Raw genomic sequence first — 23385 nt, 5'->3', positions numbered from 1 at the left:
TGTAATTAGATAATTTCATTCTCCGACAAGCTAACAAGTATTTTCGTCATGTTTGTTTTTGTAATTCTGCCGATGACTTCAAAGCCTTTATCGCTGTCTTTAATGACAGGCAGTGCGTCTATCTGCTTCTCAATCAAGTACTTGGCCACATCCATAATGAAATCGTCCTTGCGACAAACGGTGATGTTTGGCATCCTAGTCATAATAATATGAACAGGAATAGATGGAAGCTCTTGTTTACCAATACTTGCTCGAAGGAGGTCTTTTCGTGATAAAACGCCTGTTAAAATAGAGTGATCGTCCACAACGAATAATGTGCCCACATCCTCTAAAAACATCGTACAAATCGCATCATAAACTGAAACATTCTCATGTATCACCACTGGAATGGATTGAAAGTCTTTCACTTGAAGTTTTTTCAGCTTATCTGCCAGAAGCTGCGTGCCTGTTTTTCCTGTGAAAAAATAACCGACTCTTGGTCTTGCTTCTAAAAAGCCAGACATCGTTAAAATGGCTAAATCCGGTCTGAGGGTAGCTCTTGTTAAGTTCAGCCGATCGGCGATATGCTCTCCAGTGATCGGACCATTCTCTTTGACAATCTGTAAAATCTGCTCTTGCCGTTTATTTAACTCGATTGTACTCACCACCTTTAATTAGAGAGAGCGGATCCTTACTTTATGTATATCATTTTCATAACTCATCATATTATAGCGCATCTTTGTCCGATTGAGACAAAAATACGCTCAAAAACCTTTAATTAAATGAGTAAAAAACGATTGCCCTCGGTGATAAGGCAACCGTTCTTCGGAAATTTATTTTACAATTAAATTGTTCATGTTCGCAAATGATTGAATAACTTTTGCTAGTTTGACCATCTGTGCCAAGCGGTTTTTCTTCAGCTTTTCATCATCTGCATGAACCATTGTGTGATCAAAATAGTTTACAATCGGCGATTTCAGAGTTTTTAACGCATCAAGTGCTGATTGGTAATCTCCTGCTGCAATATGCCCTTTCATAGCTGTCTCTAATTGTTGATAGGCTTCAAAAAGCTCTTGCTCTTGCTCATTTTCAAATAGTGCAGGCTGAATCTCAACGTCCTCACCCTTTTGACTAATTGAAATGACGCGCCCTAGCGCTTCAGCCGTTTCTTTAAAGCTCGCTTGTTTCACGCTCTCTTCAAGAACAGCTGCCTTCTTCACTGCTGCATAAGGTTCTATATCTTCAACATCTAGCACTGCATCTATGATATCGTGACGGATATGTTCTGCTTGAAGCACATATTTTAAGCGTTGCGTCAGAAATTCAATAAGCTCTGCTTCATGTTCTGTCTCTACTTGGGCAAACGCTAAAAGCTCTTTAAATGAGATATTCCAATGACGATCGAGCAGGATGTGAACAATACCGCTCGCTTGCCTTCTTAAACCATACGGATCTTGAGAACCTGTTGGCACCACACCAATTGAGAAGAATGAACAAATAGAATCTAGTTTATCCGCAATTGCAACGATGGCTCCAATGAAAGTAGACGGTGCTTTGTCACCGGCAAAACGCGGCATATAGTGTTCGTTCATACTTTTTGCGACTTCTTCATGTTCGCCAAGTGCTTTTGCATATTTCTCACCCATGATTCCTTGTAATTCAGGGAACTCATAGACCATTTGAGTGACAAGATCAAACTTAGAAATACTTGCTGCTCTTTCAACGCGCGCGATTGTTTCGTCGTCTGCACCCACATGTGCCGCAAGGCGAGTAGCAATATCTGTTACTCGCTTCAGCTTGTCACCAATGGTTCCAAGCTTCTCGTGAAATACAACCTTATCCAGCTTTTGAATATTTTCTTCAATGACAAGTTTTTCGTCTTCTTTATAGAAGAACGCCGCATCTGATAGACGTGCACGAAGTACTTTCTCATTTCCTCTTGCGACATTTTCTAATGCCTCACTGTTTCCGTTTCTTACTGTAATAAAGTGCGGCAGTAATTGACCTTGCTCATTTTTTACAGGGAAATAGCGCTGGTGCTCTTTCATTGTCGTTACCAATACTTCTTCTGGCAATGCAAGAAACTCTTCCTCAAAGGAACCGAATAACACCGTTGGGTATTCCACAAGGTCATTTACTTCTTCTAAAAGCTCAGGGTCAACTGGGATCACCCAGCCCTTTTCTTTTGAAAGAACTTGAAGCTGCTCTGTAATTAATTGTTTTCTTTTCTCCGAATCTGCAATGACAAATTGGTCTCGTAATGTTTGTTCATAAGAAGCAGGTGAATCAATAACAGCAGTCGTACCAAGGAAGCGATGTCCTCTTGTCTCCCTGCCGCTTTTCACACCTGCAATTTCAACAGGAATGACCTCTTGTCCAAATAAGCAAACAATCCACTTAATCGGACGGATATAGCGTAAATCTTCACTTCCCCATCTCATGTTCTTCGGAAAGCTTAAAGAAGCGGCGATATCACCCAAGGCTGGAAGAAGTGTTTTTACTTGCTGGCCTTCTTGGAACTTTTGCACATGGACGTAATCAACACCTTTGATCTCTTTAAAATAGAGATCATCAGTTGACGCTCCTTGACCGCGTGCAAAACCTTCCGCAGCTTTTGTCCAGTTGCCTTCAGCGTCTTGAGCAATCTTTTTAGCTGGTCCTTTTGCTTCTTCTTTCATGTCTTCTTGTTTTTCTGCTACGCCTTTGACTAACACAGCAAGGCGTCTCGGTGAATTGAATAACACAATATCCTGAAAAGAAATATTTTGCGTCACAAACCAAGCTTTTACTTTCTCTCCGAGCTGCTTTGTGCTCTCTGGAATGAAACGAGCAGGCATCTCTTCTAAGCCAATTTCGAGTAATACATCTTGTTTATTCATGAGAAGCCGCCTCCTCTTTTAACATAGGGAATCCAAGTTTTTCTCTTTCTTCGTAATACGTTTTGGCTACTTTTCTTGCTAACTGGCGCACTCTACCAATATACCCTGTTCGTTCTGTTACAGAGATGGCCCCCTTTGCATCAAGCAGGTTAAATGTATGTGAGCATTTTAAAACATAATCGTATGCTGGGTGGACAAGACCTTTGTCCATTTGGCTATGTGCTTCTTTTTCATACGTTGTAAATAAATCAAACAACATCTCTGTATTAGATGTTTCAAATGTATAAACAGAATGCTCGTATTCAGCCATTAAGAATAAGTCTCTGACAGTAAAGCCGTCTGTCCATTCCAAATCAAAGACATTTTCTTTGTCTTGAATATAAGAAGCAAGGCGTTCAATACCGTAAGTGATTTCTACAGAAACAGGCTTGCACTCTAAACCGCCCACTTGCTGGAAATATGTAAATTGCGTAATTTCCATTCCATCAAGCCATACTTCCCAGCCAAGTCCTGCACATCCAAGAGATGGATTTTCCCAGTTGTCTTCAACAAATCGAATATCATGTTTCAGTGGTTCAATACCAAGCGCCTTTAATGATTCAAGATACAGCTCTTGAATGTTATCTGGTGACGGCTTAATAATCACTTGAAATTGGTGATGCTGATACAACCTGTTTGGGTTCTCTCCATATCTGCCATCAGCAGGGCGTCTTGAAGGCTCCACATAAGCAACCTTCCACGGCTCTGGTCCGATGCTTCGAAGGAACGTGTATGGACTCATCGTACCTGCACCTTTTTCTGTGTCATAGGCCTGCATTAATACGCAGCCTTCATTTGACCAATGCTTTTGCAAAGTCAGAATCATGTCTTGAATATTCAATGATCGCACCTCCATCTTTTTCGCAACCACCGCTATGTATGGTGAATGCGTACTAGAACCTCAGTTTGAACATAAAAACTCCCGTCTCTATGCTCGCAAGGCTCCTTGCAAACATAGGGACGAGAGTTTTTCCCGCGGTTCCACCCTATTTGCTGGAATCGTAGCATCCAGCCGCTTTGTTTTACGTTGCTCAAGAATGCCTTTCGTTACGCCTCCATCCTTAGCTTGCACCGTCCTAAGGTCGCTTTTATGGATTATACGTAAGTACTTCTTTCTGTCAATGCAACATATTGATCTTAGATGATCTTACAAAAAGTCATGGGAGATGTCAACTTTTGTTTTCGTCACCCATTAGCTTTTTCATATTTTCCATCTGGTTCATGAACTTTTTCGATTTTAAATAAAGACCGGAATACTCATCATAATAATGGTCAAGAACTTGACGAATTTCCTGCTTGGTTTGTGGTTTGACATCAACATGACCAAGCCTTGATAAATCAAAATAATGAAACAAACGGAGAAGTCTTGCAGTTGCTGGGGACAGGGGCAGTTTGTAAGGATCTTTGGCAAAGCAGTTTTGACAAATAAATCCGTTTTCTCTAATCGAAAAATGGAACTGCCCTTCTTTATTACCGCAGTGCACGCACTGATCCAGTTCAGGTTTCATCCCCATCACTGACAACATTTTGACTTCTACTATAAATAAAATAATATCAGCATCTGTGCCTTCATTGAGATGGCGCAAAGATTGGAGAAGTAGCTCAAACAAATAAGGGTAAGGCTGTTTTTCTTCTGTTCCTTTATCAAGTAACTCCGCCATATATGCGGCATAAGCGGTTAGAAATAAATCTTCCCGAATGGCTCGCATGCTTTCAATCATTTCACCTTGCTGGAGCGTTCCAAGTCCTGTTGATGATTGGATAAGGAAGGTTCCGTATAAAAACGGCTGGCTTATGGCGGACAGGCGGCTGTTTGTTTTTTTAGCGCCTCTTGCCATTACGCCAATTTTCCCATGTTCTCTTGTAAGCAGCGTGACAATTTTGTTTGTTTCGCCATAATCTGTTGTTCTAAGGACAATTCCTTCACTTTTAATGAGCATTTGTCTACACTCCGAGCATTGGAGGGGATCAAGACTTATAAAATTGGAAAATCAAGACGTGCCATTTCTTCTTCAAGTACATCGGGTCTTTCCAGGTTCTCCTTTTCTAACTCTTTGAAAAGAAGGTACGTGTCAACGCTTCCTGTTTGTGAAAATACGTTCCATGTAAAATTCAACATAAAAACCCCACCTTTCTTTATTAGAAGCAGCAACGCTACATCCAACATATTTAATTTTATCTTGACCAGGCTACCTCCATTTCATGATAAACAATTTTTACTAATCGAGACGCAACATGTCAGTTTTTGTAATAGATGCTGCGTTTTCTTAATATTCGTCTTCTCTAAATCCGAAATCACGCAAGTGAGTAGATTTATTGCGCCAGTCTTTTTGAACTTTTACCCAAAGCTCCAAATAAACTTTTGATCCTAGAAGTGCTTCAATATCTCTTCGTGCTTTTTGTCCCACTTCTTTTAATAAACTGCCTCGTTTACCAATAACGATTCCTTTTTGCGAATCTCGTTCAACGACAATGGTAGCCGCAATATGAATTATTCCATGATCATCTGGCTTGATGGATTCTATTGCAACAGCAATACTGTGAGGAATTTCTTCTCTTGTTAAATGTAGTACCTTCTCACGAATCAATTCCGAAATAATAAACCGCTCTGGGTGATCTGTTACTTGATCTGCCGGATAAAATTGTGGGCCCTCTGGAAGATAACCTTCAATCTGCTGAAGAAGTGTATCAATGTTGTTGCCTTCAAGAGCTGAAATCGGCACAATTTCTTTAAAAGGATAACGCGTGCGGTATTCATCAATTAAAAGAAACAGCTCATCTGGGTGAATTTGATCAATCTTATTGACGACAAGGAACACCGGTGTTGATGTTTGCTTTAGTCGTTCAATGATGAATTCATCACCTTTACCATAGCCTTCCTGTGCATTGATCATAAACAAGATCAGGTCGACTTCCTTCAGTGTATTTTGAGCCACCTTCATCATAAAATCCCCAAGCTTATGCTTCGGTTTATGAATCCCTGGTGTGTCGATAAAAATCGTCTGTGACGTGTTTGTTGTGAGTACGCCTTGAATTTTATTTCGTGTTGTTTGGGGCTTATCACTCATGATGGCAATTTTTTGCCCAATCACTCGATTAAGAAAGGTCGATTTCCCCACATTTGGTCTTCCAATAATTGATACAAATCCTGATTTGAAGCTTTCCTTAGTCATTTAAATCCTCCGGTGAAAATGCGCCTGGCAATAGTTCGTTTACTGTTGTTTCATATATTTGTCCTTTTAAGTTTGTTAAAATCACTGGCATATCAGGTGCACATAGCTCTGAAATGACCTGTCTGCATGCGCCACATGGTGAAACAGGTCGATCTGTATCAGCGACTACTGCAAGCATTTGAAAAGATGTGATGCCTTCTGAATAGGCTTTAAAAAGTGCTGTTCTTTCTGCACAATTGCACATGCCGTATGCTGCATTTTCAATGTTGCAGCCGCCATACACTTTTCCATCATTTGACAATAATGCTGCACCGACTTTAAATTTTGAATAGGGTACATATGCAAAATCTCTTGCTTTGATCGCTTCTGAAATCAACTCTTGTTTGTTCATTCCTAGTTCCCACTTTCAGAAGAAATGGTACCACTGTCACATTTATATTTTACATAATCTATGTGACATTTTCACGCCCATTTCTAAAAATGTTAATAAATAGTAATATTGTGCTATTGCATGATTTTCGGTAAAAAAATAATCAACCCAATCATAACCGAAATCACGGCGTAAACGCAAACAGCGCCTGCCGCAGCGTCTTTTGCTCTCTCCGCAAGTGGATGTTTCTCCTCTGTCATAAGGTCCACTGTATGTTCAATGGCTGTATTAACAAGCTCAAGCGCAAATATTCCTCCACATAATAAAAGAATGATCACCCATTCGATTGGTTGAATATGAAACCAAAAGCTGCAAAACACCACGATGACGGCTGCGACTGTGTGAAATCGAAAATTTCGTTCACTTAAGAAAGTTCGCCATATCCCTCTAAATGCATAAAAGAAACTCCGAAAAAAACGGGCGAGCGGACGCCGCTGCTTACGATGATCTCGAAAGGCCATAATCATCCAATATCTTTGTCTGTTTGGCGAACATCTCTTTTTCTTCTTCCTCTGTCATGTGGTCATAGCCTAGTAAATGCAAGAAACCATGAATCGCCAAGAATCCAAGCTCTCTCATAAAGGAATGCCCATATTCCTCTGCTTGCTCTTTCGTTTTATCCACACTAATAATAATGTCTCCTAAGACCGGTGGAATATCGTCAGCCCCAATAATTTCAATTTCCCCTTCTCCTTCTTCTTCTAACGCAAAAGAAATGACATCCGTTGGCGCATCCTTTCCCCGATATTCTTTGTTGATCTGATGAATTTCTTCATTTGAGACGATTGACACGGATACTTCAGCTTGATCTTTTACTTCAAGTGCGTCCGCAGCAAATTGAAGAAGCTTTTCCACTTCTTCAAGCTGCTCTTTTGATACTTGCCCTGTTTCATCTATTAAATCAATTAACAATGTCATTTACTTCACCTTCTGCTTAGGGGCATCTGGATATTCAATCCGCGAATGGAAAATCCCCTTTAATGTGGTACAAATCGTTTGGCTAATAATATTTAATTCTTTAAATGTCAGATCACATTCACTAAATTGCCCGTCCTGCATTTTATCAGAAATAATGCCTTTGACGAGTTTTTCGATCCGCTCTGGATTTGGGTTATGCATCGACCGGACCGCAGCTTCAACGCTGTCAGCGACAGATATAATCGCCGCCTCTTTTGATTGTGGTTTTGGACCGGGATAACGGAATTCTTCTTCTGTTACCTGATCATCACGTTCTTTTGCCTTATAGTAGAAGAACTTCAATAGTGACTTTCCATGATGCTGTTCTGCAATATCAACAAGCTCTTCAGGGAATTTCTTTTCTCTCAGCATTTCAGCACCATCCGTCGTATGGGCAACAATGATATTTTTACTAAGCTGCGGAGAAAGTTTGTCATGCGGATTATCAATATTCATTTGGTTTTCGATAAAATAATGTGGTCTTTTGGTTTTCCCAATGTCATGATAATAAGCACCTACTCTTGCTAAAAGCCCATTGGCTCCTACCGCTTCACATGCAGCATCCGCTAAGTTTGCCACCATGACACTATGATGATATGTACCTGGTGTCTCTGTTAAAATCTTTTTGAGCAGCGGATGATTCGGGTTAGATAATTCAATCAGCTTCATAGTAGTGAGAATACCAAACATGCTTTCAAATACTGGCATTAACCCAATGACCAAAATAGCTGATGCAACCCCCGACACGACGGCCATCATGAGATTCACGCCAAGTTCAAGTCCTGTTGGAGAAGAATTTTGGATTAATGTAATGGAAAGATACACAAGTACATTCACCACAGCAACCAAAAGTCCAGCCTGCAAAATTTTCGATCTTGCATTATGTTTTCTAAGAAACAAAATCCCCGCCATTCCGCTTACAAGATAGTAAGCGCAGATGACATAATTAAAAACACCCGTCACTCCTTGATTAAACATCATACTGCCGCAAAGGGCAAACACAAGACCGGAAAAGATCGCTAACCGCTCATTTATGAGCAGTTTAATTAGCATGGTTCCGAGTGCAACTGGCACCACATATCCTATTGTGGTGTATTTCGTTTCTTGGAAGAGACTGAATACTTCCATGATGATCAAAATAATGGTGAAAATGAGCGAATAAAGCAGCAATGATTTATTCTTTTGTGCAAGTGATTGACTCTTTCTCTCAAATGAGTGAACAATAGCTGCTAAAAAAAGACCGATCAAGATGATTAGACCGCTTACAGGCTTAAATAAATTTGAGCTATTTAAAAGACCGGTCAGCTCTAATTTACGGTATACTTCACGGTCGATTAATTCGCCTTCTTCAACTAGAATTTGACCTTGTTTAATTTGAACAGGCTGTATACTATCAGATGCTTCTTGCCTTTTCTTTTCCGTTGCTACTGGGTCAAACACATAGTTTGGAATTATTGCAAATTCGCCAATTTCTTTGGCTGCATTTAAATATTTTGAAGGAATTGAATTGTTTTCAAGCTCTTTTTTTACTTGTTTTTTTTCATCTTGTAATTTAGCTGCTGTGATTTCTTTGCTCATGAGTGAGTTAACCACCGTGATGATAGAATCTTTTATAAAAGAAAGATTTTCATTACTTGCTTGAAGCAGTGCTTTGATGGATTGATCAGATACGGCTTCACTCATGTCTGTTGTCAGTTTTTCTTTTACATTTTTGACCATTTCTTGATCTGTTGGCGGATTTTCTTTGTTCACAGCTGCATTCTTCTCCTCTTTAATGGCTTCAAAGAGAGATGAGATGAGGTCAACACGATTATCAGAATACGCTTTTTTCAGCGTATATTGATCTTCCACCTGATCAATTGCTTCTTGTTTCTTCTCTTCTGTCGCTTCTTGGTCATCGACTGTAGACGGTGAATAGATGGTCTGTTCGCTCACAGAAAACAAATCCAGATCGAGCGATTCAGGCTTCACATGGAAGAAGAGCACCACAAACATAATGGCCGCTAAGGCGACATATAGCAAAACGTTTATATAGCGCGTGTGCTCCATTTTCTGAGGTTCTTTTTTAGACAGCAGCCTTTTGCGCTTACTGCCTTTCTGATTCTTTCTCAAGGAAAGTACCTCCTTTTTTACTTTAAACCACGATCTAAACAAAATGACCCGATGAAGACGATCGGGTCACTCCGTTCATTTTTGCTTTTCGTATGCTCCAATGATCTTCGCCACAAGCGGGTGTCTGACCACATCTGTCTGATCTAATTCAATGAATGAAATGCCCTTGATCTCTGCAAGCATGTCCTTTGCAGTAGAAAGTCCCGATTCTACACCTTTCGGCAAATCAATCTGTGTAATATCTCCTGTAATGACCATTTTAGAGCCAAACCCAAGTCTAGTCAAAAACATTTTCATTTGGGCTGGCGTTGTATTCTGCGCTTCATCTAAAATAACAAATGCATCATCGAGCGTTCGTCCTCTCATGTAAGCAAGAGGCGCAATTTCTATCACACCGCGTTCGATTAAACGTTCCGTGTGATCACTGCCAAGCAAATCGTGCAAGGCATCATATAGTGGTCTTAAATAAGGATCTACCTTTTCCTTTAAATCTCCTGGCAGAAAACCAAGGCTCTCTCCTGCTTCAACAGCCGGTCTTGTGAGGATAATGCGTTTTACATATCCGTTTTTCAGAGCATGTACAGCCTGGACAACTGCTAAATATGTTTTACCTGTACCAGCAGGACCAATCCCGAAGACCAAATCATCTTTTTTCATAGCAGCAACGTATTCACGCTGTCCAATCGTTTTTACTCTAATAGACTTACCTTTAGCATTTTTCGTCATTTCATCTTCATACATATTTTCAAAATGCGCCAGCTTATTCTTTTGGGCCATTTTAATCGCATAGACGACATCCCGTTCAGAAATGTCGATCCCTTTTCGAATGAGATGTAAGAGAGATGTGATCAAATGGCTCGCTGTCTCTCTTGATGCTTCCTGTCCAGAAACATACACTTTTTCTCCACGTGTAATGATGGATACATTCAGTTCGTTTTCCATGAGTTTCAGATAAGCATCCTGATTACCAAACAAAGCGATGGCTTCATTCGGGCTATCCAATTTTTGTTGAATCTCAAGTAAGTGTTCTGTCATTCTCTAGTCTCCCTGAACTATAGGTGTTGTTTGAACAATATCTTCTATAACTTGGTAAAGTATGATCAACTTAACTTTACCATTCCCTGTTGTCTCGTGCAAAACTTTTTCACTTTTCACCTCACCTGATTGACCTAGCTTCTCTTCTAATTCTTTTTTACCCATTTTAATCCCTGCTTGTACTGCTTCTTTATTTGTGTACTCCCGGTTTATTTTTTGACTTTCACGTGTGATTTCCTTTTTATAGGAAAAAGGAAGCTGAAACTTTAAAAAATGAAGTGGATGAACTTCAGTTTCAGTTTTTGGATGTTGAAAATGATCTTTTTTAAGATCAAATCCCCAAAATGGCAGTGAGCCTCCAAACAGGGAAAGCTTGTGCTTTATCTTCATTTTACCCGTATAGACGTCAAAAGATGTTCTTAGAGGAACAGAAACTTCAGAACGATACCACGTCTCTCCATAAATTTTCGCTTTTGCCCCTACTATTTTTTGATGATCTTCGCTTCCAATCAGTCCCGACACAAGCATTTGACCTTTTTCCACATGTTCATCAACCCCGGCAAGCGGTTCCCCTTTTTCTACATACATTCTAGTGATCACGGCTTTTTTCTTTGCGACGATGTGTTGCGGACTTGTATATTTTTCCTTTTTAGGTTCATTTTTTTCAACGACCTTCATTTGAAAAGCGGTTCCATTTAATTCGACTCCAACCCATGTAATGCTTTTAGTATTGGTGGTAAGAGATTTTTGAATTTTTTCTGGTGTTCCCATCAAGAACTGAAAACGACCTTTTCGGACACCAATTTCATCTAAATGCTTTCTCATTTGATGTTCCGTTTCTGGTTTGGCTCCTGTGATCTCAATTTTCCATACCATATTTGACAGAGCAAATATCGTCATAAGGAAAAAGACGATACCAAGAGTAAATCCGATATTCTTTCTTGACCATAAGAGAAGAAACGGAAACCCTTTCTTCTGCTGAAATGAACATGTCACCTCATGCTTCCTGCGAACTTTCCTGAAGGCATGTACATCTGAAAGGCGAATAAATAAGCGCACGCTGTCTTGACGGCGGCTCACTTGAAAAATCGTGATCCCCTCTCTCGTGCACTCATTGATTAATCGCTCGATCCCGCTGCCTTTCATCTCCACTTCCACTCTGCCAATAAAATAGGCAAACCATCTATTCTTCACACTTCTCCCCTCCGTCAGTTAAGAATCAATATAACGGACCTCATCGATTTTCCCTTCTAATAAGATCTCTTCCGGCAAAATCGTTTTAATCACAAAGTCTTTACCCGAAATGATACACTGTCCTTGTTTGAGCATAAGTCTTACCTCTTGGTCACTGAAAAGTAAAAGCCCTTTATGGTTCTCTATGTAAATGTGGAGTCTGCCAACCATCGTAATACGGGGAAGATCCATCATCACGTCTGGGGGGATTTCAAGTGTTCTTGTCAGCCATGCTTTGAGTCGATTTTTCCTTTTTCCCATTCAATAAGAACCCCTTCCCACCTCATGTGTATGAGATCAAACTGAAAGATGGAGAGACTGATGAGAAAGCCTCTATATCATCCTATTCCTCCGTCGTTCATATCATGCTAATGAATCCCGCAAAATGGCTAGTTCATCATAAGTCGACTATTTTGTTGATGAACAAGTTAAGCTCTTGTTGGATAACAGATGACGTGAAGCGTCTTAAAAAGAGCACAAAAAAGCCCCCCTTGGCTAAAAGGGGGCTTTCTTCTTTATCTTTTATATGGCCGTTTCATTGTTCGGTGCGGGTTTTTAGCGCGCGGTTCTCCAAACACTTCACCAAGGATCATCCCTTGAACAACAGTGTCTCGATTCAGCTTTTCAATGATTTTCGGCTGCACCTCAGTCGCAGATGCTTTTGGTCTAGTGAGCTGCCTTTCAAGTGATCGAAGTTCTTTATTTCGCTCACTCTTTCGCTCTTTCATTTCGGCTAATGTGGCGGTATAGCGATCTTGTAATGATTCAGACGCTTTTTTCATTTCACCATGATCATGTACATCGCCAAAATCGTCAAGCTGATCCGTCACGGCTGGATTTGGACTTTTTGAGGTCGTATGCTGCTGAGGCATCGGCTTACGTTGAGAAGCTGGCTTGTTATGCTGATTTTTTTGTTCCTTTTCCTCTTGCTTGCCGATTTTCCCAAATACAGCAGAGATGATGCCAATGATAATTGCAATTATTAACGGATTTTCAAATAGAATGTCCATGGGCTCCCTCCTTAAGGCGTGAGAGGATGCTTATTTGTTTTCATTATCAGACGGACCTTTTGTCATTTTACCAAATGAGTCTCTCATATCCGTATCAGCATTAATGTTTTTGATATTCATGTAGTCCATGACACCAATGTTACCTTCTCGAAGTGCTTCAGCCATTGCAAGCGGCACTTCTGCTTCAGCTTCTACTACTTTCGCGCGCATTTCTTCAACTCTCGCACGCATTTCTTGTTCTTGGGCAACAGCCATCGCGCGACGTTCTTCTGCTTTTGCCTGTGCGATGTTTTTGTCTGCTTCCGCTTGGTCTGTTTGCAGAATGGCACCAATGTTCTTGCCAATATCTACATCTGCAATATCGATCGAGAGAATTTCAAACGCAGTTCCTGAATCTAATCCTTTGCCAAGCACAGTTTGAGAAATCATATCAGGATTTTCAAGAACCTTTTTATGATTATCAGATGAACCAATTGTAGAAACAATCCCTTCACCTACACGTGCAATGATCGTTTCTTCCCCTGCCCCACCGACAAGTCGGTCAATGTTTGCACGAACGGTAATACGTGCTTTTGCTTTCACTTCAATCCCATCCATTGCTACACCTGAGATAAACGGTGTTTCAATGACTTTAGGGTTTACACTCATTTGTACTGCTTCAAGTACGTCACGACCTGCTAAGTCAATTGCCGCACAGCGAGCAAAGTTCAATTCAATATTCGCACGTTGCGCCGCAATTAAAGCATTTACAACGCGGTCAACGTTACCACCTGCAAGATAGTGGCTTTCTAACTGGTTAATTGTCACATCAAGACCTGCTTTATGCGCCTTGATAAGCGGGTTGACCACTCGGTTTGGAATAACGCGACGAAGCCTCATTCCCACGAGTGTAAAAATGCTCACCTTTACGCCAGCCGCTAGGGCAGAAATCCATAGCATCACCGGTACAAAGGTGAAGAAGATCGACAGAACGATCAAACCTGCTGCAATAATCACAAACAATAATAAAGTAGATGGATCCATTTTATTCCTCCTATAAAATCAGTATCTATACTTTCCTCACGACAATGCGTGAGCCTTCCGCTTTTACAATTTTAACTTGTTCATCCTTGTCAATAAATGCACCTTCGGATACAACATCAATGCGTTCGTCTCCGAGTACAATCGTGCCAGACGGACGAAGTGCTGTTAATGTTACAGCAATCTGTCCAACAAGATCCTCTCTTGTTTCATTAGAGACATAACCACTTTCCTTATTGGTCGAATCAGTTAAAATGAACTTTTTAAAGAATTTCATACGTTTCCCCAACACCTTTGTCAGTAAAATAACTGCTATGATTGAAACAACAGTGGCAATCAAGATGGAAATCGCCATTTCTGTAAAGCTTCCAGCTGCTAAAAATAAGCTGACAACCACACAGATAAGCCCAATGATACCTATGATTCCTCCTGGCAAAAACAATTCCAGAACCATGAGCGCAATCCCTGCTAAAAACAGAAATAATGTCTCATAGCCTGCAAAACCTGCCACGAGATGACCATAAAAGAATAGAAGAAGTGCTGTTACTCCCATGGTTCCAGGTACACCAAAGCCGGGAGAATACAGTTCAACAATTAAGCCTAAGCTCGCAATGGATAAAAGGATTGGAATAACAATTGGATGCGTGAGAAAACGCGCAACCTTTTCAGCAAAGCTAACTTCATTGTATTGAACAGACGTATTCTCTAGATTGAGCTTATGTAGCAGGTCATCTATATTCCTCGCTTCGCCTTCTGCATATCCAAATTGCAGCGCTCGATCTGTATTGAAGGTGAGCAATTCTCCTTTTGGTGCACCGGCTTCTTTAGCGTCTATATCTACATCAGCCATCGCAAGAGCGTACTTTGGATTACGCCCCTGTTTTTCGGCAGCGTTACTCATTTCAGCAAGCCATAGTGATTCAGATTTTTGATCAGCCGCATTGCCTTCACCATCGATGATCGCAGCAGCCCCCATCTTTCCATTTGGGGTCATATAAATTTGATCAGCATTTAATGCAAGGAAGGCTCCAGCTGAAAGCGCTCTATGATTCACATAAGCTGTTACTGGGATATCGGACGCTCGAATCGTATCTGCTATTTCAAGAGCCGCATCTACTGCACCACCGGGCGTGTTGATGTCGAGAATAATATGTTTCGCTCGCTCTGACTTTGCTTGCTCAAATGATCGTTCAATGAATTTAGAAAGTCCTTTTTCTACTGTGTCTTGAATTGGTATGATGTGAACTTTCTGGTTTGCTGATTTTGCGGTCAATTGAACCCCTAATATTAAGCATATGATAAAACAGGTGAAGAGAGCAATAGAAACATTTATTTTTTTCACTCTTTGGTAATCCCTCCCTTCTTTCTTCTTATTTTATCGTTCCTTTACATACGTTACAAATGTATCATAGGTTTCATTTTTATATGACAGGTTTGTGAAAGGCATAAAAAAAGTATCCTTCTAACTTTAGAAGGATACTTTTTTATTTAGACAGCTGCTCGCTGACAAGTCTGTTAACGACAGCACCATCAGCTTTACCTTTTACTTTTGGCATAATAGCGCTCATGACTTTACCCATATCAGCCTTTGATGAAGCGCCTGTTTCAACAATCGTTTCTTTAACGATGGTTTGCAGTTCTTCCTCAGACAATTGTTCAGGTAAATACACGTCTAAAATGTCAATCTCTTTTTGAACTTTATCTACTAAATCTAAACGATTAGCTTTCGAAAATTCATGGAGGGAGTCTTTACGTTGCTTAATCTCGCGGGAAAGGACGGTTAGTTCCTCATCGCTGGTCAAACTGTCTTTCTTAAGCTTTATTGCTTCATTTTGGAGCGAAGCCTTCACCATACGAATGACAACAAGCTTGTCTTTCTCACGGTTTTTCATAAAAAGCTTCATGTCAGAATTTAATTGCTCAAGAAGACTCATAAATCCACCCTCTTTTAAAATTTGCGTTTTCTTGCAGCTTCGGACTTTTTCTTGCGCTTTACGCTAGGTTTTTCATAAAATTCACGCTTTCTTGCTTCTTGCAATGTTCCAGTTTTGGATACACTGCGTTTAAAGCGACGAAGAGCATCTTCAAGCGATTCGTTTTTTCTAACGACCGTTTTTGACATTCTCTTTCCCTCCCTCCGAATACACCAATCGACTGCATTAAAAAAAAGATATACATGCAAACATGTACCTAGATATTATAATATAAGCCTACTGTGAGGTCAACTAAGTGATTTGGAAATATATTTTCGTCATGAGCAGGTAGACAAGTCCATATATTCAGTGGTAAGAGGAGGACTTTTCTATGATTGCGCTCATTTATTTTTGTGCACTTATTTTCATTTTTTTATGGTCAATGGGCTTGCTGAGGAGAGGGTTAATTGCCCTTACATCGTCTCATATTGAGAAGTCGCTTCTTCTCTTTACTGATCATCCGCTTAAAGCCTTTTTGGTCAGTATCGTGTTTACGGGCGTTCTCCAAAGCAGTTCGGCGTTTATGGTCATTGTCATTGGCTTTGTGAGTACAGGGATCCTGACATTTAAGAAGTCGATTCCAATGATACTTGGGACGAATATCGGCTCCACTTTTACAACAGAGTTTATTGCGATAGAAATGGACGTATTCATGTGGGTGCTGATCGCAACTGGTCTTCTACTGATCATTTTCGGTCAAAGACCATTCAAGCATGCAGGGAAAAGTATATTTGGTCTTGGAATGATCTTTTTTTGCATTCAAGGATTTTCAAAGATTGCAGGTATGATGACAAGTCAACCAGAAATGATGAAGTTCCTTGAAATGATGCAGCACTCAAATTGGACAGCTCTTCTATTAGGAACGATTTTTACCGCTATTGTTCATTCTAGCTCTGTTTGTATCGGCATATTGATGGGATTTATGAATGAAGGAACTGTGGCTCTACAGGAAGGGATCAGCTTTGTATTAGGCTCCAATATTGGTACATGCATTACGGCAGTCATGGCTTCGATATCTGGAGGCTACGCTGCTCGGCAAACCGCATATGCGCATGTGGTGTTTAATGTAATCGGGGTGCTATTATGCCTCCCATTTCTCACCATGATCACTGAATTCGTTGAACTTCTAGCAAGTTCTCCTGCACAACAAATTGCCCATTTCAGCTTGCTATTTAATGTCGTCAGTTCGTTATTGTTCTTCCCATTCATTCGCCCCTTTTATTCATTGATTTTATTTCTTTTACCGAATCAGACGAAATAAAAACCGGCTTGCCTTTGGCAGCCGGCTTTCGCGTATTATGACGTCATTCTTACTTTATTTGTTTGCATGTCATCGCTTATACGTACAAACTGCCCTTCGTTATAAGGATAGCCTGCTTTCGTAATTTTGACTTTGACCAATTGACCGATCATGTCTTCACTGCCTTCAAATACGACCTTCATGTAGTTATCTGTATAGCCAACATAAAGATTGTGCTCTCCGTCTTTTTCTTTGAAGGATTCCTCAGGGATAATCTCTAGTACATCTCCTTCATATGCTGATGCATATTCTTTCGCAAGCTGGTCAGAAAGAGCGATCAGGCGGTGCACGCGTTCATTTTTGACATTTTCGTCTACTTGGTCTTCCATTCTTGCAGCTGGAGTGCCCGTACGTTTGCTGTAAGGGAATACGTGGAGTTCAGAGAATTGATGATCTTTGACAAAATTGTAGGTTTCCATAAACTCATCTTCTGTTTCTCCAGGGAATCCAACAATCACATCAGATGTCACAGCAAGACCTGGAAGAGCCTTTTTCAGCTTTGTTAAACGCTCTGCAAAGAATTCCATCGTATATTTGCGGCGCATTCTTTTGAGAACGGTATTAGAGCCAGATTGCAGCGGAATGTGCAGATGTCTAACGATTTTATCAGACTGATCCAGCACTTCAATCACTTCATCTGTTATTTGACTAGCTTCAATTGAAGAGATGCGAATTCGTTTTAAACCGATGACACGTTCATCTAATTCTTTCAGAAGCTTAGCAAAATGATAATCCTTTAAGTCTTCTCCGTATCCGCCTGTGTGAATGCCTGTTAACACAATTTCTTTATAGCCGGCATCAACAAGCTGTTGTGCTTGATTGATGACCTCTTCAGGGTCACGAGAGCGCAGAAGTCCACGTGCCCATGGAATGATGCAAAACGTACAGAAGTTGTTACAGCCTTCTTGGATTTTTAATGAAGCGCGTGTGCGGTCTGTAAAGGCAGGAACGTCAAGTTCTTCAAACACCCGTGCTTTCATGATGTTGCCAACACCATTAATCGGCTGTCTTTCTCTACGATATTCTTCAATGTAACCAAGTAATTTATGTCTGTCTTGTGTTCCAACAACAATATCTACTCCAGGAATCGCCATGATTTCTGCAGGAGACGTTTGTGCATAACAGCCTGTGACACAAATGACGCCGTCTGGATTATGACGAATGGCTCTTCTAATGACTTGACGACTTTTTTTATCACCTGTATTGGTAACCGTGCATGTGTTAATGACATAGACGTCTGCTTTTGAATCATAATCTCTTCTTTCATAGCCAGCTTCTTTAAATAACTGCCAGATGGCTTCTGTTTCATAGTGATTGACCTTACAGCCAAGTGTATGGAACGCTACTGTTCCCATAATATTTCACCTCTTAATAACTCTGTTTGATAAGAAATAGCAGAAAGGGCGTAAAGTGGAGCTGTTTCTGTTCTTAAAATGCGTGGTCCGAGTCCGCAAATAACAGCTCCAATTGTTTCAAGTTCTTCAATCTCCTTTTCCGCCAATCCGCCTTCCGGGCCAAAAATCAATAATAGGGTTTGTCCGCTTTTCATCTCTTGAAGCAAAGAACTAAATCGGCTTTGCTCTCCTTCTTTCGATGATTCTTCGTATGCAACGACACATTTATCGAATTCACCGACCATTTGAATCAGCTCTTTAAAAGTGAACACAGGATGAACAACCGGAACGACATTGCGATATGATTGTTCCGCTGCTTCTTTCGCAATTTTCTCCCAACGCGCTCGTTTTTTTTGTAATTTCTTTTGATCAAGCTTTGTAATTGATCGAGCCGCTTGAAATGGAACAAATGAATTTGCGCCAAGCTCAGTGCCTTTTTGGATGATCAGCTCTAGCTTATCTCCTTTCGGTAAACCACTTGCAACAGTGACTTGAATCGGGAGTTCTCTATTTTGGTTCGTCCAACCATGAAGGAGACAAATGACTTCTTCCTTTGTGATTGTATCAATTGTACTGATTGCTTCAAAACCGTCTGTTGTTAAGCAAAGAATCTCCTGCCCTGATTTCATTCGCATCACGTTCGAAAGATGATGCACATCCTCACCAGTGATGACGATGGTTCCCCTTGCTTTGACTTCTTCTTTTGTGAGGTCGATAAAATATCGTTGCATACGTGTTCTGACACCTACTTGCTTTATTTTTTTGCTATCATGCTGACCCAATCTTCCATTGACAGCACTTCCACAATTTCAAAGCCAGCTTCTTCTAAAGCGGTTTTGACTTGCCATTTCTTTTGTCCGATGATTCCTGATGTAATAAAGTAGCCACCCTTCTTCAATAGGTCATACGCCTGATCTGTAAATCGCAGAATAACCTCGGCTAGAATGTTGGCAACGATCACATCATGTTCTCCTGTCATGCCGTCAAGTAAATTATTTTGTTTCACAGTCACTAAATCACTAACACCATTTAATTCAATGTTTTGTTTCGCACTTTCAACTGCAACAGTGTCGAGATCAAAGGCATGAATTTCTCTTGCACCAAGCATTGCTGCCGCAACACTTAAAATTCCAGAACCTGTACCAACATCAATGACTGTATCGTTTTCCTTGACGTATCGTTCAAGTGCTTGAATACATAGTACCGTTGTTGGATGCGTACCTGTTCCAAATGCCATCCCAGGGTCCATTTCAATGATGAGTTCATCAGACTGTACAGGTGTGTATTCTTCCCAAGTCGGAACGATGGTGAATTTTTCAGAGATTTTCACAGGATGATAATATTTTTTCCATGCAGTTGCCCATTCTTCTTCATTCACTTCACAAAGGGACAAAGTGTTATTCCCAAGGTCAATATCATATAAAAGAAGATTGTTGATGGCTTCTTTGATCTCATCTACCGTTTCCATTAAAAAGCTATTCACAGGGAGATAGGCTTTCACAATGACGCCTTCATCCGGATAATCATTCGGATCGAGCTGGTAGATCTCACCGTATACATTTTCACGTTCCTTGATTAAATCAAGCGGGTCCTCGATCACGACGCCACTTGCACCTGCTTCATGCAAAATATTGGTGATCGGCTCCACCGCTTCATTTGTTGTATGAACGCTAATCTCTGACCACTTCAATACTACCAACTCCTTATCCGTTCTTATTCACCTTTAAATGCGCGCTTTACCTTATCGAAAAAGCTCATTTCTTGTTCGTCCGGTTTATTTCCGCTCACTTCAGCGAATTTTCTTAAAATCTCCTTTTGATCTTCTGTTAAATTAGTCGGTGTGACAACACGCACGACGATATGCTGATCGCCCTGACCATAACCGCGCACATTTTTTACACCCTTGCCTTTTAATCTAAATTTTGTTCCTGTCTGAGTGCCTGCTGGAATTTTTAATTTCACTTTGCCGTGTAATGTTGGTACTTCGATTTCATCCCCTAATGCGGCTTGTGCAAAGGTTAGCGGCATTTCGCAGTAAATGTCATCTCCATCACGTTCGAAAAATTCATGCTCACGCACATGGAATACGACGAATAAATCACCTGGAGGTCCCCCATTTACACCCGGCTCACCTTGGCCAGATACTCTCAGCTGCTGACCGTCATCTACTCCTGCTGGAATGGTGACGTTGATTTTTTTACGCTTTCTCACTTTGCCAGAGCCACCACATGTTGAGCATTTATGATCAATTTGTTTTCCAGTTCCACTGCAGTAGTTACATACTCTGCGGTTCACAACTTTTCCAAACGGTGTTGATTGTTCAACGCTTAATTGACCAGATCCGCCGCAATGTGAACACGTCTTTGCTTGCGTGCCAGGTTTTGCACCGGAGCCTTTACACGTCTCACATGTTTCTTCACGAGGAATTTCAATTGTGGTTTCTTTTCCAAATGCCGCTTCTTCAAAAGAGAGCGTCATTGTATATTGAAGGTCTGCTCCTTGACGCGGTGCATTTGGATCTCTCCTTCTAGTACCACCGCCAAAAATACTTGAGAAAATATCATCAAAGCCGCCAAAGCCACCAAAATCTCCGCCGCTAAAGCCGCCACCACCACCGAAACCTTGATTTGGATCGGTATGACCAAATTGATCATATTGGGCACGTTTTTGATCGTCAGAAAGGGTTTCATACGCTTCTTTTATTTCTTTAAATTTCTCATCTGAGCCAGCTTCTTTATTAATATCAGGGTGATACTTTTTTGAAAGCTTGCGGTATGCCTTTTTGATTTCGTCCTTTGAGGCGCTCTTACCAACGCCAAGCACTTCATAGTAATCACGCTTACTCATCTCTTCACACTCCCGATTTTCTCACATAAATACGATTGTATCATTTTGATTTAACTTTTTTCAATTGCTTTTCACCGTCGAAAAGAAAAAAGTCAAAGCCAAGAGATCCTGACTTTGACTTTCTGACGAGTACGTTTCAGCAGTCTTTTTCAAAAGTAAAGGTGATTATTTTTTCTCTTGATCGTCATTTACTTCTTCATATTCTGCATCCACTACGTTGTCATCTGCTTTTTGAGCACCTTCTTGCTGAGCTTGTGCTTGTTTTGCAGCTTCTTCATAGAGCTTTGTTGTTAATTCTTGAACGATTGTTTGAAGCTCATCTTTCTTCGCTTTGATATCTTCGAATTCGCCTTTTTCAATCGCAGCTTTTAATGCATCTTTCGCATCATTTGCTTTTTTCACTTGCTCTTCATCGATTTTGCCTTCTAAATCTTTTAGTGTTTTTTCTGTTGTGAACACTAATTGATCGGCTTCGTTGCGCACTTCGATTTCTTCTTTTTTCTTCGCATCTGCTTCAGCGTTTTCTTCCGCTTCTTTCACCATTTTTTCGATCTCTTCTTCAGAAAGACCAGAAGAAGATTTGATGGTAATGTTTTGTTCTTTGCCAGTACCCATATCTTTCGCACGAACGTTTACAATACCGTTTTTATCGATGTCAAACGAAACTTCGATTTGAGGCACGCCGCGCGGTGCTGGCGGGATATCAGTCAATTGGAAACGGCCTAATGTTTTGTTATCCGCCGCCATTGGACGCTCACCTTGTAATACATGGATATCTACAGCTGTTTGGTTGTCAGCAGCAGTAGAGAATATTTGAGATTTACTTGTTGGAATTGTTGTATTACGTTCAATCAGCTTCGTGAATACGCCGCCCATTGTTTCAATTCCTAAAGAAAGTGGTGTCACATCAAGAAGGACAACGTCTTTGACATCTCCTGTGATGACTCCACCTTGGATGGCAGCACCTAATGCAACCACTTCATCAGGGTTTACACCTTTATGAGGCTCTTTCCCTGTTTCTTTTTTAATAGCTTCTTGAACTGCAGGAATACGAGTTGATCCACCAACAAGGATTACTTTATCAATATCGCTAGCAGACAGACCAGCATCTTTCAATGCTTGACGTACAGGTGTCATCGTACGTTCAACAAGCTTAGAAGAAAGCTCTTCAAACTTAGCACGAGTAAGTGTTAACTCAAGGTGAAGAGGACCTGCTTCTCCAGCTGTGATAAATGGAAGCGAAATTTGTGTAGATGATACACCTGAAAGATCTTTTTTCGCTTTTTCAGCAGCATCTTTTAAACGTTGAAGTGCCATTTTATCTTTAGAAAGGTCGATACCATTCTCTTTTTTGAATTCAGCTACTAGATAGTCAATAATGACTTGGTCAAAATCATCTCCACCTAGACGGTTGTCCCCAGCAGTTGAGCGTACTTCAAAGACGCCATCTCCAAGTTCAAGGATTGAGACGTCAAATGTACCGCCGCCAAGGTCATATACTAGAATCGTTTGATCTTCTTCTGTTTTATCCAGACCATAAGCAAGTGCGGCTGCTGTTGGTTCGTTGATGATGCGCTCTACTTCAAGACCAGCGATTTTACCAGCATCTTTCGTTGCTTGGCGTTCTGCATCGTTGAAGTATGCAGGAACTGTGATGACTGCTTTTGTGACTTCTTCGCCAAGATAGCTTTCAGCGTAAGATTTGAGGTGTTGAAGAATGATCGCAGAGATTTCCTGCGGTGTATATTTCTTTCCTTCAACCTCTACTTTATAATCTGTACCCATATGTCTTTTGATAGACATGATTGTGTTTGGGTTGGTAATAGATTGACGTTTTGCTACTTCACCTACTTGGCGCTCTCCATTTTTGAAAGCAACAACAGATGGTGTTGTACGTGCTCCTTCAGCGTTCGCAATGACCTTCGGCTCTCCGCCTTCAAGTACTGCAACACATGAGTTTGTTGTTCCTAAGTCAATACCAATGATTTTACTCATATTCGATGA

General features: G+C 40.7%; 24 protein-coding genes and 1 other annotated feature. Of the genes, 1 reads left to right on the top strand and 23 read right to left on the bottom strand.

Annotated elements, in window-relative coordinates; all coding sequences use genetic code 11:
- Positions 1 to 5 precede the first annotated feature (5 nt).
- The 18 genes from ccpN to rpsU form a co-directional block, all read right to left on the bottom strand.
- Complete coding sequence (gene ccpN, locus ACIQCE_RS09175; protein WP_353855205.1) at positions 6 to 644, bottom strand: transcriptional regulator CcpN; 639 nt, start codon at positions 642 to 644, stop codon at positions 6 to 8.
- 168 nt (positions 645 to 812) lie between these two features.
- Positions 813 to 2858, bottom strand: a complete 2046-nt coding sequence (gene glyS / locus ACIQCE_RS09170; protein WP_400494541.1) for a glycine--tRNA ligase subunit beta — start codon at positions 2856 to 2858, stop codon at positions 813 to 815.
- Entirely contained in the window at positions 2851 to 3738 is an 888-nt protein-coding gene (gene glyQ, locus ACIQCE_RS09165) for a glycine--tRNA ligase subunit alpha (RefSeq protein ID WP_353855203.1), read from the bottom strand. The genes glyS and glyQ overlap by 8 nt, the downstream gene beginning before the upstream one ends.
- A 112-nt stretch (positions 3739 to 3850) precedes the next feature.
- Positions 3851 to 4028, bottom strand: a binding site (T-box leader).
- Positions 4029 to 4066: 38 nt separating this feature from the next.
- A complete protein-coding gene (gene recO, locus ACIQCE_RS09160; RefSeq protein WP_400494540.1) occupies positions 4067 to 4837 on the bottom strand; it encodes a DNA repair protein RecO in 771 nt (256 codons plus the stop codon).
- A 35-nt stretch (positions 4838 to 4872) separates the two neighbouring features.
- Positions 4873 to 5016 carry a YqzL family protein gene (locus tag ACIQCE_RS09155; RefSeq protein ID WP_353855201.1) on the bottom strand — a complete coding sequence of 48 codons (144 nt, stop codon included), beginning with the start codon at positions 5014 to 5016 and terminating at the stop codon, positions 4873 to 4875.
- Between the two features lie 148 nt (positions 5017 to 5164).
- The gene (gene era / locus ACIQCE_RS09150; RefSeq protein ID WP_400494539.1) at positions 5165 to 6070 is read right to left on the bottom strand and encodes a GTPase Era; all 906 of its coding nucleotides are present in this window, start codon (positions 6068 to 6070) and stop codon (positions 5165 to 5167) included.
- A complete protein-coding gene (locus ACIQCE_RS09145; protein WP_353855199.1) occupies positions 6063 to 6461 on the bottom strand; it encodes a cytidine deaminase in 399 nt (132 codons plus the stop codon). Before ACIQCE_RS09145 ends, era begins: the two co-directional genes overlap by 8 nt.
- A 113-nt stretch (positions 6462 to 6574) precedes the next feature.
- On the bottom strand, positions 6575 to 6961 hold the full coding sequence (locus ACIQCE_RS09140) for a diacylglycerol kinase family protein (protein WP_400494538.1): 387 nt from the start codon (positions 6959 to 6961) through the stop codon (positions 6575 to 6577).
- The gene (gene ybeY, locus ACIQCE_RS09135; protein WP_353855197.1) at positions 6939 to 7418 is read right to left on the bottom strand and encodes an rRNA maturation RNase YbeY; all 480 of its coding nucleotides are present in this window, start codon (positions 7416 to 7418) and stop codon (positions 6939 to 6941) included. Before ybeY ends, ACIQCE_RS09140 begins: the two co-directional genes overlap by 23 nt.
- The gene (locus ACIQCE_RS09130; protein WP_400494537.1) at positions 7419 to 9569 is read right to left on the bottom strand and encodes an HD family phosphohydrolase; all 2151 of its coding nucleotides are present in this window, start codon (positions 9567 to 9569) and stop codon (positions 7419 to 7421) included.
- 75 nt (positions 9570 to 9644) lie between these two features.
- Positions 9645 to 10604 (bottom strand): PhoH family protein, encoded by a 960-nt coding sequence (locus ACIQCE_RS09125; protein WP_400494536.1) that lies wholly within the window; start codon positions 10602 to 10604, stop codon positions 9645 to 9647.
- Positions 10605 to 10607: 3 nt separating this feature from the next.
- On the bottom strand, positions 10608 to 11798 hold the full coding sequence (yqfD, locus tag ACIQCE_RS09120; protein WP_400494535.1) for a sporulation protein YqfD: 1191 nt from the start codon (positions 11796 to 11798) through the stop codon (positions 10608 to 10610).
- An 18-nt stretch (positions 11799 to 11816) separates the two neighbouring features.
- Positions 11817 to 12098, bottom strand: coding sequence for a sporulation protein YqfC (gene yqfC / locus ACIQCE_RS09115; RefSeq protein WP_012010618.1), 282 nt, complete (start codon positions 12096 to 12098; stop codon positions 11817 to 11819).
- A gap of 254 nt (positions 12099 to 12352) precedes the next feature.
- Complete coding sequence (locus tag ACIQCE_RS09110) at positions 12353 to 12847, bottom strand: hypothetical protein (protein WP_400494534.1); 495 nt, start codon at positions 12845 to 12847, stop codon at positions 12353 to 12355.
- A 30-nt stretch (positions 12848 to 12877) separates the two neighbouring features.
- Positions 12878 to 13870, bottom strand: a complete 993-nt coding sequence (gene floA, locus ACIQCE_RS09105; RefSeq protein WP_353855193.1) for a flotillin-like protein FloA — start codon at positions 13868 to 13870, stop codon at positions 12878 to 12880.
- Between the two features lie 25 nt (positions 13871 to 13895).
- A complete protein-coding gene (locus ACIQCE_RS09100; protein ID WP_400494533.1) occupies positions 13896 to 15209 on the bottom strand; it encodes an NfeD family protein in 1314 nt (437 codons plus the stop codon).
- 142 nt (positions 15210 to 15351) lie between these two features.
- Positions 15352 to 15801 carry a GatB/YqeY domain-containing protein gene (locus tag ACIQCE_RS09095; protein WP_400494532.1) on the bottom strand — a complete coding sequence of 150 codons (450 nt, stop codon included), beginning with the start codon at positions 15799 to 15801 and terminating at the stop codon, positions 15352 to 15354.
- 14 nt (positions 15802 to 15815) lie between these two features.
- Positions 15816 to 15989: a 30S ribosomal protein S21 gene (gene rpsU, locus ACIQCE_RS09090; protein WP_003152957.1), complete on the bottom strand. Its 174-nt coding sequence runs from the start codon at positions 15987 to 15989 to the stop codon at positions 15816 to 15818.
- A 182-nt stretch (positions 15990 to 16171) separates the two neighbouring features.
- Here rpsU and ACIQCE_RS09085 point away from each other — a divergent pair, with 182 nt between their 5' ends.
- Positions 16172 to 17101 carry a Na/Pi symporter gene (locus ACIQCE_RS09085; RefSeq protein WP_400494530.1) on the top strand — a complete coding sequence of 310 codons (930 nt, stop codon included), beginning with the start codon at positions 16172 to 16174 and terminating at the stop codon, positions 17099 to 17101.
- A gap of 35 nt (positions 17102 to 17136) precedes the next feature.
- Here the strand turns inward: ACIQCE_RS09085 and mtaB are convergent, their stop codons facing one another.
- The 5 genes from mtaB to dnaK form a co-directional block, all read right to left on the bottom strand.
- On the bottom strand, positions 17137 to 18495 hold the full coding sequence (gene mtaB, locus ACIQCE_RS09080; protein ID WP_400494528.1) for a tRNA (N(6)-L-threonylcarbamoyladenosine(37)-C(2))-methylthiotransferase MtaB: 1359 nt from the start codon (positions 18493 to 18495) through the stop codon (positions 17137 to 17139).
- Positions 18483 to 19265, bottom strand: coding sequence for a 16S rRNA (uracil(1498)-N(3))-methyltransferase (locus ACIQCE_RS09075; RefSeq protein ID WP_400494527.1), 783 nt, complete (start codon positions 19263 to 19265; stop codon positions 18483 to 18485). The genes mtaB and ACIQCE_RS09075 overlap by 13 nt, the downstream gene beginning before the upstream one ends.
- Before the next feature lie 23 nt (positions 19266 to 19288).
- On the bottom strand, positions 19289 to 20224 hold the full coding sequence (gene prmA, locus ACIQCE_RS09070) for a 50S ribosomal protein L11 methyltransferase (RefSeq protein ID WP_400494526.1): 936 nt from the start codon (positions 20222 to 20224) through the stop codon (positions 19289 to 19291).
- Positions 20225 to 20247: 23 nt separating this feature from the next.
- Positions 20248 to 21381, bottom strand: coding sequence for a molecular chaperone DnaJ (gene dnaJ / locus ACIQCE_RS09065; protein ID WP_400494525.1), 1134 nt, complete (start codon positions 21379 to 21381; stop codon positions 20248 to 20250).
- A 165-nt stretch (positions 21382 to 21546) separates the two neighbouring features.
- A complete protein-coding gene (gene dnaK, locus ACIQCE_RS09060; RefSeq protein ID WP_353855185.1) occupies positions 21547 to 23376 on the bottom strand; it encodes a molecular chaperone DnaK in 1830 nt (609 codons plus the stop codon).
- Positions 23377 to 23385: the final 9 nt, after the last annotated feature.

Origin of the sequence: Bacillus sp. NPDC093026, from assembly GCF_044754665.1 — a bacterium.
In the GTDB taxonomy this organism is placed as follows: domain Bacteria; phylum Bacillota; class Bacilli; order Bacillales; family Bacillaceae; genus Bacillus; species Bacillus maqinnsis.
Note: the sequence above shows the minus strand (reverse complement) of the source record. Positions and strands in the feature narration are given on the sequence as shown.